We start from the raw sequence: 16,481 nt of genomic DNA, 5'->3' as shown, positions 1-16,481 counted from the left end.
GGCTTGTTGCCAGGCGAGACGCTTGGCGGCGAGCCGGTTTTTTGTATCCGAGGAGTCTTCCCGTGGTTGTGGTGCTTGCCGTCCGGATGCGGGGCTTTGACTCCCCATCCGGACGGCAGGCATCCCTGCCACCGAGTGCTCCCTGATAGCGGGTCAGTACGCTTTCTGCCGTTGCGGCACGACCAGATGAATCAGGGCGAACTGTCCCGATTCGACGGCGCTCAGGGCGGCGTCCAGCGCGTTTGGCAGCTCCTCGTTGTTCTCGACCCGCACGCCGGATCCGCCATAGGCGCGGGCCAGCCCGGCGAAATCGGGATTGTGCAACTGGGTTCCGCTGACCCGCCCCGGATACTGGTGTTCCTGATGCGTCCGAATGGTCCCGTATTCACGATTGTCGGCCACTATGACGAGCGGTGTTGCACCGTATTGAGCGGCCGTGGCCAACTCCTGCCCATTCATCAGGAATTCGCCGTCCCCGGCTATCGAGACGACCAGGCGTTCGGGATGGCGCAAGGACGCGGCAACCGCCGAAGGAACCGAATATCCCATGGATCCGTTACGGGCCGAAATCATACGGGCGTAACCGTGAGTCGGGAAATACCGATGGGCCCAATTCGTGTGTTCACCGGCCCCGAAGGTGACCATGCAATCCTCCGGTAGCCGGGGCACCAGATGACTCATCAGCGAATCCATGCTGGCCTGACCGCTGGTTCGCGCCTCGGGCAGGGTCGAGAATTCGATCTGTTGACTGCGCAATTTCTCCCGCCAGTCGCGCCACGAATCCTTGACTGGAAGATCCATCCGCAACAGGTCTCGGACGAACACGTCCGGCTTGGCGACGATCTGGTGCGTGACCGGGCCCGAACGGCCGCGCAGACCGGGGTCGATGGTCACGAGGAAGTTCCGCTTGTCCCAATCCTGTCGCGACGTGAACCCGTCCGTGATGACATCGCCGGGCACGGTCCCCACGAACACGATGAGGTCCGCTTCGTCCAGGGTCTGACGCGAGTGCTCCGGTCTGCCGTACCCCAAAGGGCCGATATAGCTCTTGGACGTGAACGGTACAGTGCCCTCACAGCGCCATTCCGCACCGGCTGGCAACTCGTGCGCCTCCATCCACGAGGTGAAGTCCGCTGCGGCTTTTTGCGTCCAGTCGTTGCCGCCGAAAACGAAGAGAGGCTTCTCCGAGTCCAACAGTGCATTGTGCAGTTCCTTCCAATCGCTGACCGTCATGCCGCCGGTCGCGATGGGGATCTGAGGGTGCAGCTCGGGGCTGATTTCCCGCTGGATGATGTCCTCGGGCAAACCCACCACCACGGGTCCCGGACGGCCCGACCGAGCGGCGAAGATCGCCTCGGCCACGAGCTCGCTCGCGCGGTCCGGGTGGTCCAGAATCATGACTCTCTTGGCTCCGGTCGCGAACCAAGCCTTAGGGTCGAATTCCTGGAACGCTTCTTTTTCCCTGTGCTCGAAAGGGATCAATCCGACGAACAAGACCATTGCGGTCGAATCCTGCCATGCGGTGTGGAGACCGACGTGCGCATTGGCTGCCCCGGGGCCCCGAGTAACCATGGCGACGCCGGGCACGTCGGTCAGTTTCCCTTCGGCTTCGGCCATATAGGCCGCTCCGCCTTCATGTCGGCAGACGACGGTATCGATGGTTGAGTCGTGGAGCCCGTCGAGGACATCGAGAAAGCTCTCTCCGGGCACGGTGTAGATCCGGTCGATGCTGTGATGTTCGAGCGATCGAATGATCGCGTGTCCGGCTGAGGTCATGTGGTGAATTCTTTCAGAAAAGTAGGGGCAAAAGACGGTCGAATGAGCCCGGGCCCGAAGGCCTGGACATGGGCAGGAAAGAAGTGCCACAACAACGAATGCATGAATAGTGCCAAAGCGACTCGTGTGCTGCGTCACCGAGTGCCACATTATCGCCACCGCACCGAAGCGACACCGTTCTTACTTAATAATTACCTGCACAACCGGTGCGAAACATACCTTCGGACGAGGTCGTGGGTAGCCGGGCCGGTAGCCGGTCTCGAGTCTTCTTGCCTTCTTTTGATTCTGCGCAAGGCCTTTGTGAAAAAGAGGTGAGTTATGATCTGGTTTCACAGAAAAACAACAGGGTCAAGATGTACATTGCCGGTTTAACGCCAGGGCCCGGTAATTCTTGCGGATTTCGTGTCAAGTATCGGACCGCCTCCACCTTTTGCCACCGCACCAACTCGGCGCAATTGCCAGGAAAATCCCAGCCAACTATGTTGAATAGGGTGCCCATGGAATCCGCTGGACGCAGCGAAGAGTCAGCGACGCGCGAAAAATCAGCGCGCTACCCCTGCTGACCAGGCCGTCCCAACGTTGAGAGCCCCGCGCCGGTGTGGCTCCGCGTCTTCAAGGATCCAACGAGTAGCCGCAGGGCGTTTGCGAATGCGTAATCGATGCCCTGGACCAGTGTGTGCTGGTGCGACCCACCGGCACGAGAAGAGTGCAGTCGAGAAGAGGAGAGTGCGTGTCAGAACCGCAGGAATTCAGTTCGCCAAGGAACCAGACGTCCGCGGGGGTCGAGCGCGAGCGCTTCGGCGGCTCCCAACGGTCACTCGCCGACGTGGTGGAACGCCAGGAGAATCGCCCTCCCAGCTCCAGCGCGGAGTTGAGCCGCGGCCCCGCTGAGTTGCGCAAGGACGTCGGCCCCAAGGTCAACTGGAGAGTCCTGCTGATTTCATCGGTGGTTGTCGTCGCATTCTCCGTATGGGCCATCCTTGTGCCGAATTCCGCTGAATCGACCATGAGCAACGTCGTGGCATGGATTGCTGAGAACCTCGGGTGGTTCTACGTCATCACGGTCACCTGCGTGATTCTCTTCGTCCTGTGGGTTGCTTCCTCGAAGCTGGGTGGAGTGCGGCTCGGGCCGGATCATTCCCGTCCCCAATACAAGTTGTTCACTTGGGTCTCGATGCTCTTTGCCGCAGGCGTGGGTATCGACATGCTGTTCTACTCCGTGACCGGGCCCGTTACTCAGTACATGCAGCCGATCAATGCCGACCCGGAGAGCACCGAGGCCGCGCACGAGGCCGTGGTCTGGACGATGTTCCATTATGGCGTCGCAGGGTGGTCGATGTATTCCTTGCTCGGCATGGCCATGGGCTATTTTGCGTACCGGTGGGGCATGCCGTTGTCGATTCGTGCGGTGCTGTACCCACTGCTCGGAAAACGTGTTCGCGGGGCGACCGGGGACGTGATCGACATCTTCGCCTTGGTGGGCACCGTCTTCGGCGTTGCGACGTCGATGGGTATCGGCGTCGTGCTTCTCAACGTCGGTTTCTCCTGGCTCTTTGGGCTCCCCGAGGGTCTGGCTCTTCAGATTGCTCTGGTCCTCGTTGCCGTGGTCATGACCATCGCCGCCTGCACGTCGGGTGTGGACAAGGGTATTCGTCTGATTTCGGAGCTGAACCTGTGGTCGGCGGCCGCGATGATGATCTACATCCTCGTGACGGGCAAAACCGCTTTTCTGCTTAACGCGATGGTCGAGAACATTGGGCGGTTCATCTGGTCCTTGCCGGATCGCACGATGCAAACCATGGCCTACGAAGACGGCGGATCAGCCTGGATGTCAACGTGGACCTTGTTCTTCTGGGCTTTTTGGCTCGCGTGGGGACCGTTCGTGGGCTTGTTCCTCGCGCGCATCTCCCGCGGGCGTACCCTTCGGGAATTCGTTATCGCCGCTATCACTGCGCCTGTACTGTGCGATTTCTTCATCGTCACGATCTTCGGCAACAGTGCCTTGTCACGAGTCATGAGTGGGGACCATGAATTCGCCCAGCTCGCGATGGATTCGCCGGAGGCAGGGTGGTACGCCCTGCTCGAGAGTTTCCCGGGTGCGGCTTTCCTCATCGGGTTGGCTACTCTTTCTGGTCTGTTGTTCTACCTGACGAGCGCCAATTCCGGCGCCATGGTGATGTCCAATTTCTCCTCGACCATTCCGGACCCTTCTCAGGACGGCGCGAAATGGCTGCGTATTTTCTGGGCCGTTCTCACTGCCCTGTTGACGATAGCGATGCTGGTGGCGGGCGGCGTCACGACCATGGAATATGCGACGCTGATCTTCGCGCTGCCCGTGACCGTGGTGGCCTATCTCGTCATGGCGTCGTTCTCCAAGGTTCTGCGCATGGAGCGTGCCGAACAGGAAGGGCGGCGTCTGAGTCGAGCGGCATTCGCATCCGACGGCGGGGTCAAACCGGAGAAAACCTGGAGGCAGCGCTTGGCGCGGATGCGTTCCTACCCCTCCAAGAAAATGATCAAGGAATTCGCGGACGAGACCGTCTCCCCAGCTCTGGACGCGGTGGCCGCGGAATTTGTGGAGCAGGGGTATGTCGCAACCCTTGATACGTTGCCCAATGAGGAAATGGGCGTCGACGAGCGCACCCTCTTGGTCGACATTCCGGAGCATCGCACGTTCCGGTACCAGACGGGGGTTGTGGAGGCCCCCGTGCCGATGTTCGGTGGCAGGATGTCCCGAGAAACGGATGTGTACTATCGGCTCGAAGTCTTCACGCAAACGGGTTCCGAAGGGTACGACCTCATGGGGTTGACCCAGCAGCAAGTGATCGACGACGTCCTGGATCGCTTCGAGGCTCACCTCGGGTTCTTGAGCTATTCGGCGGCTCACGACGCCGTCTCGGTGGTGACGCCCGCGGAGTGATAACGATGCGGTCGCTGCATCGGCGCGGGTCTGACCCCAGAGAATCTGCGAGTCGCTGATAACCTGAACTTGGCTAGGGGAAACGTAGCTTTCGTCCGGTCTTCCGAGCCCCATGGGAGGTTTGCGGGCGGTCTGAAAGACGACCCTTGGAACTCCTCGCGTTGGGAAGGAAGTGCCTTCGATCCACAGCCCGGCCATCCGCCGTGGAGGCCCGGGTTCGCGGTGCTATCTTTTTCTTGGACAGCTCGTAGCCTGAGCACTGAACCACGCCCGAGGTGAACATGACTCTTCAAACTGTGACGTATCGCGCCAGACTTCCGCATGAGCTCGAGGAGAAGGCGCGCGAGGCGGCAGGCGACCCGGAGCTCGCCTTGCGCATCGCCCCCGATATTGCGCGGGAACTGGGGTCGCCGGGAAACGGAAATACGCTATCTCACTGGCAAGGTCTCGCGGCATTGGGGGCGATCGACTTGACGGTTGCGCGTACCGTCGAGCCTCATCTGGATGCTCTCGCGATCCTGGACCAGGCAACTGAACCACGAATCGAGATTCCCGAGGGCTCGACGTGGGGCGTCTACGCCGCCGAGTCTGCCAACGACCGGCTGGAAGCGACGCAAATGGGCCACGGCCAATGGAGAATCACCGGAAGCAAGCCGTGGTGCTCCCTGGCTCGATACGTTTCTCACGCGCTCGTCACGGCATGGACTTCAAAGACCGAACGGCGACTCTTTGCGGTCTCCCTGGCAGGCGACGGCGTAGTCGTCACGGACGGACATTGGGTTGCCAGGGGGCTGAGGGCAATCCAGACGTCGTCGATCGAGTTCGACAACGTCCCGGCTGAACCTGTCGGCGCAGATCAGTGGTACTTCTCCCGGCCAGGTTTCGCGCTCGGAGGCATTGGTGTCGCTGCCGTGTGGTGGGGTGCTGCATGTGCACTGGCACATCAGCTGGAGACCTCGTGCCGTTCTCGTACCCCCGACCAAATTGCGCTGTACCACCTCGGCCAATGCTCGACGGAACTCGAAGCCGCGGGCAACGTGCTGGCCTCCGCCGCAATCCACGGCGACGACGCCCTCGGTGCTGAAGCCAAGGATCTATGGCCGCTTGCCCTCCGCGTACGCGGCACGGTGCACAAGGCATGCGAGACGGTGCTCTCGGCGGTAGGACACACTCTGGGGCCAGGCCCGTTGACCCAGGACGAGGAATACGCCCGAAGGGTCACTGACCTGCAAGTCTATGTGCAGCAGTACAAGCCCGAAAGGGACGTGGCCGGTGTCGGTCAGGCGATTCTCGACGGGGCCACGGCCATCTGGGCACGAGCGTGAGCCCGGAACAGGCGCCCCGGTTCCGCCACGACGACTCCGGCACACCCGAATCCGTATGGAGTTCCGAGCCGCTGCTGGCAACCGCAGAGAAACTGAGCCTCGAGCCATTTGACCGGCTTGTCGCCGTCGCGGCTCACCCCGATGACGAAACGCTGACGGCAGCTGGCCTCATCACGGCCGCCGGCGCTCGGGGGATGGAGATTGACATCGTGGTCGCGACGGCCGGCGAAGCATCACACCCGAATTCCCCGACGCATGATCCGGCAGATCTGCGGAGTATCCGGGAACGTGAAATCCGGGAGGCCGCGTCGACGCTGGCTCCGCACGCGAGAGTCCATTTGCTGGATCTGGGAGACAGTCGCCTCGTGAAGAGCCAGACGGAGCTGGTCAATGTGCTCGTGGACCTCCTCGGCCTTTCGGCGAGCCGTACCCTCGTCGTTTCGACGTGGCGTGGGGACGGACATACGGATCACGAGGCTGCGGCTCGGGCGGCCTCGATCGCGGCGTGGCGAACCGATGCGACTCACCTGGAGGCGCCCTTGTGGCTGTGGCACTGGGGGACGCCATCCGATGTGGCTTCCTGCGCCGCGCAACAACCCTTCGTCCGTTTCGACCTCGACGAGGCCATGCGTGAGGCCAAGCAGGCCGCCCTGAGCAAGCATCGTTCCCAAACCGAACCGCTCGGCCCCGAAGAAGGCAATGAGGCCTTGTTGTCCGCCGAGGTCCTGGCCCATTTTGATCGCGGTTTCGAGGTCTTCCTGGCCCCGGAGCGCGGCGAAGTGAGCCCCTTCGATGAGCTCCACCGGATCTCCGAGGACCCGTGGGCGACCAAGAGCAGCTGGTACGAACAGCGCAAAAGGGCCTTGACCCTGGCGGCGTTGCCGCGGCCCCAATACGGAACAGTTCTCGAGTTGGGGTGCTCCGTAGGAACTTTGGCGCGTGATCTTCTCACTCGATGCAACAGTGTCCTCGCGGTCGACGAGAGCGCCGACGCACTGGCCCGCGCCCGAGAGGAGACCGTATCCGATCGCATCGAATGGGTTCGTGCGTCCGTCCCCGAAGAATGGGGTGAGGCCGTGTGCGGTCGACACTTCGATCTGGTGGTGCTTTCCGAAATCGGTTACTTTCTCAGCCCGGGGCGGTTGTCGAGGCTCGGGGAGCTCATCGCTGCCTCCGGAGCCAGTACAGTCCTTGCATGCCATTGGACCCACCCCATCGTGGGCTGGCCGATGCGGGCCGCTGGCGTTCACCGAATCCTCGACGAAAAGCTCGACCTTCCGCGGGCGGTGACCATAGCGGATCCCGATTTCGAGCTCGCTCTCTGGGCCGCGGAGAAGTCGAGCAGGGAGGTCGCGTCGTGAACGGGCGCTCACTCCAGGCCATGGGCGTCGTCGTCCCCGCCCACAACGAAGAGGGCTATCTGGAACATTGTTTGGCCTCGATCAGAGATGCCGCTCAGCAGGTGAACGTGCCGACGTATATCGTCGTCGTGTTGGACCGTTGCACGGATGGCAGTGCTCGCGTGGTCTCGGAAGCGGCCCGACACACTGGTGAAGAGGTCTTGACGCTGATTGAGGGAAATTTCGCGAGCGTCGGCTCCGTCCGTGCCGCCGGGACTCTTCGACTCGCGGAATTCTTTCAGCGAATACCTTCCGAGAACATTTGGACCGCGCACACCGACGCCGATTCGCGTGTGCCCCAAGATTGGCTCGCCAAGCATATTTCCCTGGCCAATGAGGGGACGGACCTCGTGATCGGCAGCGTCATGCCCGACGAGCCCCCTCATACTCCGACGTGCCGACTCTGGCTCGAACAGCACCCCTTGGGCGAAGGTCATTCGGCCATTCACGGGGCAAATATGGGTATTCGCCTGAGCTGTCTCGAGGGGATTGGCGGCTTCCGCAACCTGCAGGTCGGGGAAGATCTTGACGTCGTCGCGCGGCTCAAGGAGACGGGCGCGCGCTGGGTGGCCACCGATTCCATGCGAGTCGTGACTTCGGCACGGAGGACGGGGCGTGTGCCCCAAGGGTTCTCCGCATACTTGAGGGACCTGGACAACCAGCTGGGCCGATAATTTCCCCCGCAAAGCACGGCAAAAGCACTTGAACTCCGGGCTGACTCGGGGTTGAGTGGGCAGTGAAGCGTACAGCCGTAAAAAACAAGAAGGTAAGGATTATGGCTGACCACTACACCAATGGACGGTTTGCTCGCCGGAAGGCAGGCGCTGCGGACACCGGAGGTTTTGGAGCGACCTTTTGCGTCGGGCATCGTTGCTGATGCACCGGGCAAAGGAGCTCACCATCTCGTACGATACCCAGCCGGTGTCGGTCACTATGCTCAAGATTCCCCCGCAATACGTGCGCGACGAATCCCAGTGGGCTTTGCAGATCTGCGCGAAGTACCGATGGGGACTTCAAACAAGCAGCGGCGAGGTCCGTGACACGGACGGTACTCCCATAGCAGAGGACATCGCGTCGCTGACAAGGGCGTTCATCTCCTTGGGGTGGATCATCCCCAAGGATCGCAGCGACCCCAGTGCAGGCATCGTCTGGCATCGCATACCTCAGGATCCCGAAGCCGTGCGAGAGGCAATTTGCCTCGCGGTGGCAAAACCGCGTGTGACGACGGGGCGGACCATTTTCGTCCCGAAGGTCACCGGAACATCCGATCGGAAGGAAGAGCATCATGACTGAATCGAACCATCGACCCGAAGAAGAGATCTCCGAAGAAGAACCCGGAGAAGGCGAAACGAATCAAGAGGCCGAGGAACAGCGCATCGACAAGGGCAAGAAAAACTCCAAGGACTGATTCGCATACGCTTTCGACTCATGAGGAGTCAGCTTGTGCTCGCACAGAAGATGCAAGCACAAAGGGCCCTCGAACCGTTGAGGTTCGAGGGCCCTCAGCTTGTAAAAGTGAGGATCGATTCCTAGTCGTCTTCGGTGCCCTCTTCGGGGCGCTTGCCGAGTTCTGCGTCGAGGCGGAGTATTCCGGAGCCGTCGTTCTCGGTCAGCTTGATGCGGCCGATGATCTCGGAGGCGGTGGCCTCTTCCTCGATCTGCTCATCAACGAACCAGTTGAGCAAAGGACGAGAATCGTAGTCCCCCTCGGCGTCGGCTTCGCGGTAGAGGTCGCGAATCGACTGGGAAACCTTCTCCTCGTGGGCCAGCGCGGCCTCGAAGATCTCCAACACGGACAGCCCGGTCTTGACCGAGGGGGCGCTGATCTGGCCGATTTCGGCGTGGTTGCCACGGTCCGAGAGGTGGTCGATGAACTTGTTGGCGTGCACGACTTCCTCGTCCGCCTGGTGGCGAAGCCACGCGGCAATGCCGGGAAGGTCCTGCTCATCGGCCTCGATGGCCAGCTGTCGGTAGGTGATCGAGGCTTCGAACTCGAGAGTGATTTGGTCCTGGAATTTCTTTTCAAGGTCTGTAGACATCTTCATAGCTTCGAGAATAAGCCGAATTTCCCGCGTTGTCAGCCGTGTGGAGCCTTTCCTCAAACCAACTTCAGGTATGCAATGGCTAAATTTAGGGGAGGTTTCCCACACGCAATCGCAGGGTGCAGCGACACAAAAAAAGAGCCACTGACGAACACATGTTCGCCAGCAGCCCTTTCAGCTATCCCCTCATTGCGGGGACAACGCGTTTAGAGAACGCGGATGCTCGTAGCCTGGAGACCCTTGGGACCCTGCTCGGCCTGGTACTCAACAGCCTGGCCCTCTTCGAGGCCGCGGAAACCGGAGCCCTCGATGGCGCTGTAGTGAGCGAAGAGATCGCTGGACTGGTCATCGGGAGCGATGAAGCCGTAGCCCTTTTCGACGTTGAACCATTTTACGGTGCCTGTAGCCATTATTATTCTTTCCTTCGTGTCGGCCACCTGAGGTGACCATGTACTCCGCATCGATTCTGCCGACGCGGTTCTTGAGCTACTGAATGCAGGCGTACTGCTTTAAAGAACTCAAAAAATTGGTGGGGATCAGGCGGGATAGTAAATGTCGCCGCCTTGTTTGATGATTGGCCCGCCGTGGATCAGGGGGCCTGTGTGTCTCGAATTGAAAAAGCCGATGTCGCTGACGGACCTCGTTGTGCGTCGCTGTTCGGCGTGTACGTTAATTACCCTACCAGGCAATTGGGGTCCTGTGTGAAGAGTTTGCCGTGCGGCGCGGTGATTTACGTCCTTGCGCTCCAGAAGATTGGCTGAAGGATGCGTGGGCCCCGCCGCACGGCCAGCCTCACTTGGCCTCTATGCGAGGCCTAACCCAAACCTCGGTGATCTGGGTGTCGTCGGGGGCGTCGATGACGTGGCGAATTGAGCGCGCCACGGTCGCAGGGTCGATGAACGTCGGCGGCTCGGCCTTCGGATATTCGTCGTCCCAGTGGACCATAGGCGTGTCGGTGGGTCCGGGTGCGACGGTTGCGACACGGACTCCGTCTTCGGAGACCTGTTTCCGGAAACCGTCCGCTGTCGCTTGCAGCGCGTGTTTGGTGGCCGAATAAATCACGTTGTACTGGTTGGACGCGCGGGAAGCCCCCGAACCGAGGAACACCACGGTTCCCCGAGATTCTCGCAACTGAGGAAGAACCGAGCGTGTGACTTCCGCAGGAGCGGTGACATTGGTGCGAAGGGCCGCTTCCCAGTCGGATGGCCGGGCGTCCTCGAGCGTGAAGCGGGGAGCGACCGCGGCAGCGTTGATCAATGCATCGACCCGCGGAAGGCTTCCAAGGGTTTCCGCTATGTTCTCAACGTCATCGAGGTCGAGAACCAGTGGCACGACGATGCTCTCGGAGCCGCAGTCGGCTTTGACCTGCTCCAGTCGATCCTTATTGCGCCCAATGGCGACGACGATGTGATCGTGCGACAGATCCCGTGCGACCTGCGAGCCGATGCCGCCTGAGGCCCCGGTGACCACGGCGATCGGCCGATCGGGTTCTGTGGAGGCGAGGCGTCGGATTTCTGCAAGGGGCTCCGAAATGGAGCTCGGTGAAACGGTCGAATCGTTCATGTCAGCCACTTTACGGCCTTCAGCGCATGTTGTGGGAGGGCGGGGTGCGCAACTTCCGTACTGGTGAGTAGGAAAAGTGCTACAAATCACTAATTGTCCCCCAAATTCCTCTGCATTCTTGGGGTTGATCCGTTATTATCGGTACATACAACAGATACAACATCTTGTACAAACTGGATCTGCTTCAAGGTTTCCGGCCGGCTATGGGGGTCGGAAATTGCTTCCGCGCGGAGGCTAGGTGCCGACGTCGATCGGCCCTCCTCGTTTGGGGGAATTGCGGAAGCCAACGTCCCGCTCGTGCTCGCACTCGAGCGGGACGCTTTGCTTAAAGACCGTTGCGAGGTGATGCTTCGGCGGAAACCACCTTCCACGACGGTTCCTCAAGTCGTTCCGGTTTGTAACATTGGGCCGCAGAAATGAAATGTGGAAGCCTCCGTTGACAAGGTCGTCCAAAGTACGGGAAGAGGACGCTCGAGTTGTCGTGGACTTCTGTTTCCCTCCCAGCTGGGAAGAAGGCCAGAGGGAGGACGTAATGAGGCCTGAGCGTCCTGCTCGATGAGGGGCGAGGCGGAATCCACGAAAAATACCCTGTGGCCGGGTTTTCTCCTGACCAGATAGCCATCGGTACTATGGGTTTCGAATTACTGAAGACACCCTGAGGAGAATTTTGTCGACACCACCGGATCGAGAGAGTGTCGCCGCCTCGAGGGACCCCGCGTGAAAATTCTGCTCGTCACTCATTATTATCGTCCAGAAATTGGGGCTCCTCAGCGGCGCTGGGACAGCTTTGTGAAGCATTGGCTTCGGGACGGGCATGAGGTAACGGTGATTACCGCCCTTCCTCACTACCCGCTTCCTCGCCATACGGCCAGACTTCGTCGCGGAACCAAGGCTTTCTCCCCGCAAAAAGGCGTGTACGGCGAAACCGTAATCCGTCTCCCTTATTTTTCTCATGGCTACGGGGTCGTCTCCAGAACGGTAGACCATTTCGTGGTTGCCGGCCTGAGTGTTGTGGCGGGGCTTCCTTTGGCAGGTGACCGTTATGACGCGGTGATTGTGACCGTTCCCGCGCTCGCCTCTCTGATCCCAGGACATCTGGCTTCTTGGATATTCAAGGCCCCTCTGATTATCGAGATGCGCGACGCATGGCCGGACCTGGTTACTTACACGGGTGGGGCCAAGAATTCGAATGGCTTGGTGGCCAAGGCTCGAGCTGCCACTCACAACCTCGTCACACGCTCCCAGATCAGATCCAAGCACGTGGTTACTACGAGTTTTCGGTTCGCCGAGGTGCTGAGGTCCAGGGGGGCCGAACACGTATCCGTGATTCGCAATGGGGCGGATCTGGAATCGATACCGGTCACGGGCCGCCCGCACTTCCGCAGGGGAAGTCTCAAGGTCCTGTACCTGGGTACCCTCGGTCGCAGTCAGGGTCTGGGCGCCGTGATAGATGCGGCCGGCATGGCTGCCGCTGGGGGCGTGGATATCGAATTGAGGCTCGTGGGCGACGGCGTTGCCAGAGAACAACTGATCGAAAGGGCCAGAGAGTCTCAAGCATCCATCAGCATCCTGGACATGGTCCCGCCTGAAGAAGTGTGGCGGCACTACGAATGGGCGGATACCGTCGTCGTCTCACTCAGGGGATGGGCGCCCTTCGAGTGGACCGTACCGTCTAAGCTCTATGAAGTCTTGGCCACCAACCGACATGTATCGGCGATGCTCGCGGGAGAAGCGGCTCAAATCGTTCGAGAGTCCGGTGCGGGATTCGTTTGCGAGCCCGGAGACTCGAAGGCGCTGGGTTGGCACTGGGTCGATATGGCTCAAGATCCTTCCCAAATGGACCACGGTGATGCGGGGCGGGAGTGGGTTCGCGACCAATCCAATTCCCTGCAGCTCAGCGACAAGTATTTGGGCGTGGTCCGCGCGACGACATGCCGGTCCTCCGGATAGGGCGCCGTGACAAATTTTCGTTATGTGTTGAGGAACCTCGCCTTGTTGGTGCGAACCGCGGTGCAACATGCCTGGGACGACCCGGTTCACCTGACGGTTCAAGGGTCCCGGAGGCTACCGCGCAGACCGGCACAGGTTTTTCGCATCCTCATGGGAGCGCTGCCCATTGCCGGTTTACGGGCGTTGTCTGCCTATTCCCGCGGCGACGTGGAGAAAGCTCGGATCCTGGCCGCAGCGAGTTTGTCAGGATCGAAGCGGGGTTTCGCGTACCGGATCGCAACAGAGGTAGCTCTCGAGGTCGGCGCTGTTGCGGTGAACCTGGCGACACTGCCCTCGACAACTCGTGCTCGCGCCGCCTGGAAACAAGGGAACATGTCGGATGCCATACGTATTCTCGAGGCTGATTCGCGGGGAAGCGGCCGAATGTCCGACAGGCTGCGCAGCGAAGCGGAAACCATGGGTCCCGAATTTCTCCTGCAGGCCCCTAGCGTGGAGGCGAATCCGCGAGCCAGCTGGCCGACGGGTACGCCGCCTCGGGCGTTTCACGTGTTGACTAGCTCCCTTCCACATACACAGTCCGGCTACACTCTGCGAACTCATCGCCTTCTGCGCGCATTGTTCCAACGAGGACTGGCCATCCAGGCCGTTACCCGAATGGGTTATCCCGCGATGATTGGAATTCCGCAGGGTCGGGACGATCAAGACATCGATGGCGTCCGGTATCGCCGGATACTTCGGTCTCGTTTGGATCATGGACTGGCTGCCCGTCTGCAACAACAGGTCGACATCATGGCACCGATGGTCGATAGCTTTCGTCCAACCCTGCTTCACTGCACTACCAACTACACCAATGCGCTCATGACGGACGCGTTGGCCAGAGGATTCGACCTCCCATGGATTTATGAGGTGCGGGGGCTGTTGGAAGAGACTTGGGCAGCTGGCCGAGAAAGCATCGACGCTCGGGCCGAAGCGCGATGGTCGGAGCGGTTCCTCGCTTTGCGGTTGCAAGAAACTCGGATGATGCACCGGGCCGATCACGTGGTGACCCTTTCCGAGGTCATGAAGACAGAGATCGTGAAGCGCGGTGTGCCTCCGGAGAAGGTGACGGTGGTGCCAAACGGTGTTGCGCCCGAATATTTCGACGAGAGAAGGAACTCTTCCAAGGTCCGGGAGTCAAATGGTCTGCCCGAAGGCGGCTTCTGGGTGGGTTCGGTCTCTTCCTTGATCGACTACGAAGGATTCGACGTTTTGCTGAAGGCTGTCGCGATTGCCCGCCAGCAGGGGGCCGATCTACGGGTTCTGTTGGCCGGGGATGGCGCGTCTCGTCCTTCGCTGGAGAGACTCGCGGAAGACTTGGGGATCTCCGCATGGGTCACTTTCACGGGAAGGGTGGGTTCAGACGCCGCCCGTGCGTATCATCGCTGTTTGGATCTTTTTTGCGTTCCCCGGACGAATGCTGAGGTCTGCCGGAGGGTCACACCGCTCAAACCGATCGAGGCATTTGCGGCGGGGACTCCTGTTCTCATGTCCGACGTGCCACCTTTGCGGGAGCTCGCAGAGGGGGCCTACGGAGCGCAGGCGAACCGGGCTCTGTATACTCCCGGAGCGACGGGAGAACTGGCCGCGAAGCTCAAGGCGGCTTCAGCCGGTACTGTCTGGAACAAGGAACTGCGCGATGCGGGCCGGAATTTTGCCCGTGACAGAACCTGGGCCAGGAACGCGGCAACAATCGAAATGGTGTACACAGCGATGAGCAGGGCATGATGGCCAGGGAATTCCAGAAAAAGCTTCACAGCGGCGAAATTTCCGCGCCATGGGACCACACCCCGCCGGCCGAGGAATCACCGTACAAGGAGCTCATTGTTTCCAAGAAAGTGACTCAGGTCGGCAGGAGACCACCTCTGCCGCGATACGTGGCCGACATCTGGCGGCGTCGGGACTTCTTGCTGTACGACGCACGCGCGAGAGTTCGTACCCAGAACAGCCATCATCGGTTGGGGTCATTCTGGCTCATTGGCAAGCCGATACTTGATGTCGCCTTTTATTTCATCGTCTTCGGTCTCTTGCTGAAGGTTGACCGCGGAATCGACAATTATGTGGCCTACGTTACGGTGGGTGTGCTGATGTTCCGGTACTCCTCCGTGGCGCTGACTCAGTCGGTCGGTATTTTGCGAGCCAACCGGGCCATGATCCACGCTTTCAGTTTTCCGCGAGCCAGCCTGGTCCTATCCTTTGTTCTCCGGGAGGTCCTGGCGGCCGGACCATTGGTGCTGGCGATGGTGGTGATGGTCCTCGTCGTCCCACCACACGTTTTTCCGGCCTGGCCCTGGCTTCTGGTCTTTCCCCTGCTTGCTATCCAGACCATGTTCAATCTCGGCTTAGCGTTCATTGTGTCCAGGCTGGCTTTTGGGCTTCCGGATGTTTCGCAGGCTATGTCCTTTCTGTCGAGGATATTGATGTATGGCTCGGGGGTAATATTCCCGGTCGAAAGGTTCATCAACCACCCCGTGGTCTATGACGTCATGACAAGTAATCCAGTTTTCATCCTGCTGAGGATGTATAGAACTATCTTGTTGGACCACTCTGTTCCGTCCGGATTGGATTGGCTGACTGTGCTGTTATGGGGTGCCGGATTGACCGTCTTCGGCCTTGTTTTCTTTTGGGGATCGGAGGAAAAGTATGGCCGCCCCTGAAATGCATCACGCATCGGATACCAGCGTCCTCGTCAGCAAGGTATCGCTCGAGTATTCGACAAAGCGCAAGCGTCGATTCGGCAAGGGTCCCCGGCCCGTAGTACAAGCACTGACCGGGGTCAGCTTCAGCGCCAAATCTGGCGAATTCATCGGGCTCGTGGGGCGCAACGGATCCGGTAAGAGCTCCCTCCTGAGGACTATCGCTGGGGTCGAACCACCCACGAGCGGGTCGGTGTACGCCAGTTCCCAGCCCACGCTGATAGGCGTGCATGCAGCGTTGATCGGCGACCTGACAGGTTTGGAGAATATTCTCCTCGGCTGCATGGCCATGGGGATGACCAAACAAGAAGCCACAGAAGCGCGCCCCTCGATCGAAAATTTGGCAGGTTTGGGACCGGCGATTTCTCGCCCGATGAATACCTATTCGTCCGGCATGCAGGCCCGGTTGCGGTTCGCCATTTCTCGGGCAGGCAACCCAGAAATCTTGCTGATCGACGAGGCCCTCTCCACTGGAGATGCGTCCTTCGAAGAGCGGTCCAGGCGCTCCATGGACGCGATGCTTGAACGGGCGGGAACAATTTTTCTGGTGAGCCACGCCGCCCAAACCATCGAGGAGTTGTGCTCGCGAGCCATCTGGCTCGAGGAGGGAACCCTGGTCATGGACGGGCCAGCCGAAGAAGTGGCTCGGAGATACAGGTGGTTCGCCCATGTCCTCGCCCAAGGGGACAGGAGCAAGGCCATCGAGGTTTTGGCCAACGCATATCAAGAACAACGCCGGCAGTTCCGGTGAATCCGAACAACTTTTTATCATT

General features: G+C 60.2%; 14 protein-coding genes. 10 read left to right on the top strand and 4 right to left on the bottom strand.

Annotation, left to right across the window (positions count from 1 at the left end; translation table 11 throughout):
• Nucleotides 1–153: 153 nt before the first annotated feature.
• On the bottom strand, nt 154–1,776 hold the full coding sequence (locus tag EWV35_RS08025) for a thiamine pyrophosphate-dependent enzyme (protein WP_129660309.1): 1,623 nt from the start codon (nt 1,774–1,776) through the stop codon (nt 154–156).
• A 730-nt stretch (nt 1,777–2,506) separates the two neighbouring features.
• On the opposite strand from EWV35_RS08025, the gene betT reads away from it, so the two are divergent.
• The 6 genes from betT (at nt 2,507) to EWV35_RS13530 (ending at nt 8,829) form a co-directional block, all read left to right on the top strand.
• Nucleotides 2,507–4,696, top strand: coding sequence for a choline BCCT transporter BetT (gene betT, locus EWV35_RS08020; RefSeq protein WP_129660306.1), 2,190 nt, complete (start codon nt 2,507–2,509; stop codon nt 4,694–4,696).
• Between the two features lie 281 nt (nt 4,697–4,977).
• Nucleotides 4,978–6,021 carry an acyl-CoA dehydrogenase family protein gene (locus EWV35_RS08015; protein WP_129660303.1) on the top strand — a complete coding sequence of 348 codons (1,044 nt, stop codon included), beginning with the start codon at nt 4,978–4,980 and terminating at the stop codon, nt 6,019–6,021.
• Complete coding sequence (locus EWV35_RS08010; RefSeq protein WP_129660299.1) at nt 6,018–7,382, top strand: bifunctional PIG-L family deacetylase/class I SAM-dependent methyltransferase; 1,365 nt, start codon at nt 6,018–6,020, stop codon at nt 7,380–7,382. Before EWV35_RS08015 ends, EWV35_RS08010 begins: the two co-directional genes overlap by 4 nt.
• Nucleotides 7,379–8,095, top strand: coding sequence for a glycosyltransferase (locus tag EWV35_RS08005; protein ID WP_165168452.1), 717 nt, complete (start codon nt 7,379–7,381; stop codon nt 8,093–8,095). The genes EWV35_RS08010 and EWV35_RS08005 overlap by 4 nt, the downstream gene beginning before the upstream one ends.
• Nucleotides 8,096–8,354: 259 nt before the next feature.
• Entirely contained in the window at nt 8,355–8,714 is a 360-nt protein-coding gene (locus EWV35_RS08000; protein WP_129660293.1) for a hypothetical protein, read from the top strand.
• Nucleotides 8,707–8,829: a hypothetical protein gene (locus EWV35_RS13530; protein ID WP_274542952.1), complete on the top strand. Its 123-nt coding sequence runs from the start codon at nt 8,707–8,709 to the stop codon at nt 8,827–8,829. Before EWV35_RS08000 ends, EWV35_RS13530 begins: the two co-directional genes overlap by 8 nt.
• 121 nt (nt 8,830–8,950) lie before the next feature.
• On the opposite strand, the gene EWV35_RS07995 is transcribed toward EWV35_RS13530, so the two are convergent.
• The 3 genes from EWV35_RS07995 to EWV35_RS07985 all read right to left on the bottom strand — a co-directional run bounded on the left by EWV35_RS07995 (nt 8,951) and on the right by EWV35_RS07985 (nt 11,026).
• Nucleotides 8,951–9,466, bottom strand: a complete 516-nt coding sequence (locus EWV35_RS07995; RefSeq protein WP_129660290.1) for a ferritin — start codon at nt 9,464–9,466, stop codon at nt 8,951–8,953.
• A 203-nt stretch (nt 9,467–9,669) separates the two neighbouring features.
• A complete protein-coding gene (locus EWV35_RS07990; RefSeq protein ID WP_129358403.1) occupies nt 9,670–9,873 on the bottom strand; it encodes a cold-shock protein in 204 nt (67 codons plus the stop codon).
• A 382-nt stretch (nt 9,874–10,255) separates the two neighbouring features.
• Entirely contained in the window at nt 10,256–11,026 is a 771-nt protein-coding gene (locus tag EWV35_RS07985; RefSeq protein WP_129660287.1) for an SDR family oxidoreductase, read from the bottom strand.
• 717 nt (nt 11,027–11,743) lie between these two features.
• Here EWV35_RS07985 and EWV35_RS07980 point away from each other — a divergent pair.
• The 4 genes from EWV35_RS07980 to EWV35_RS07965 are packed head-to-tail and all read left to right on the top strand — an operon-like array spanning nt 11,744 to nt 16,459.
• Complete coding sequence (locus EWV35_RS07980; RefSeq protein ID WP_129660284.1) at nt 11,744–12,976, top strand: glycosyltransferase family 4 protein; 1,233 nt, start codon at nt 11,744–11,746, stop codon at nt 12,974–12,976.
• A gap of 48 nt (nt 12,977–13,024) precedes the next feature.
• Entirely contained in the window at nt 13,025–14,740 is a 1,716-nt protein-coding gene (locus EWV35_RS07975) for a glycosyltransferase family 4 protein (protein ID WP_238654350.1), read from the top strand.
• Nucleotides 14,737–15,669, top strand: a complete 933-nt coding sequence (locus EWV35_RS07970) for an ABC transporter permease (RefSeq protein ID WP_129660278.1) — start codon at nt 14,737–14,739, stop codon at nt 15,667–15,669. The genes EWV35_RS07975 and EWV35_RS07970 overlap by 4 nt, the downstream gene beginning before the upstream one ends.
• On the top strand, nt 15,656–16,459 hold the full coding sequence (locus EWV35_RS07965) for an ABC transporter ATP-binding protein (RefSeq protein WP_129660275.1): 804 nt from the start codon (nt 15,656–15,658) through the stop codon (nt 16,457–16,459). The genes EWV35_RS07970 and EWV35_RS07965 overlap by 14 nt, the downstream gene beginning before the upstream one ends.
• Nucleotides 16,460–16,481: the final 22 nt, after the last annotated feature.

The sequence above is a fragment of the Rothia uropygialis genome, from assembly GCF_004137765.1.
In the GTDB taxonomy this organism is placed as follows: Bacteria; Actinomycetota; Actinomycetes; order Actinomycetales; family Micrococcaceae; genus Rothia.
The sequence above is the reverse complement of the archived record's forward strand: the minus strand, read 5'-3'. Positions and strand labels throughout refer to the sequence as shown.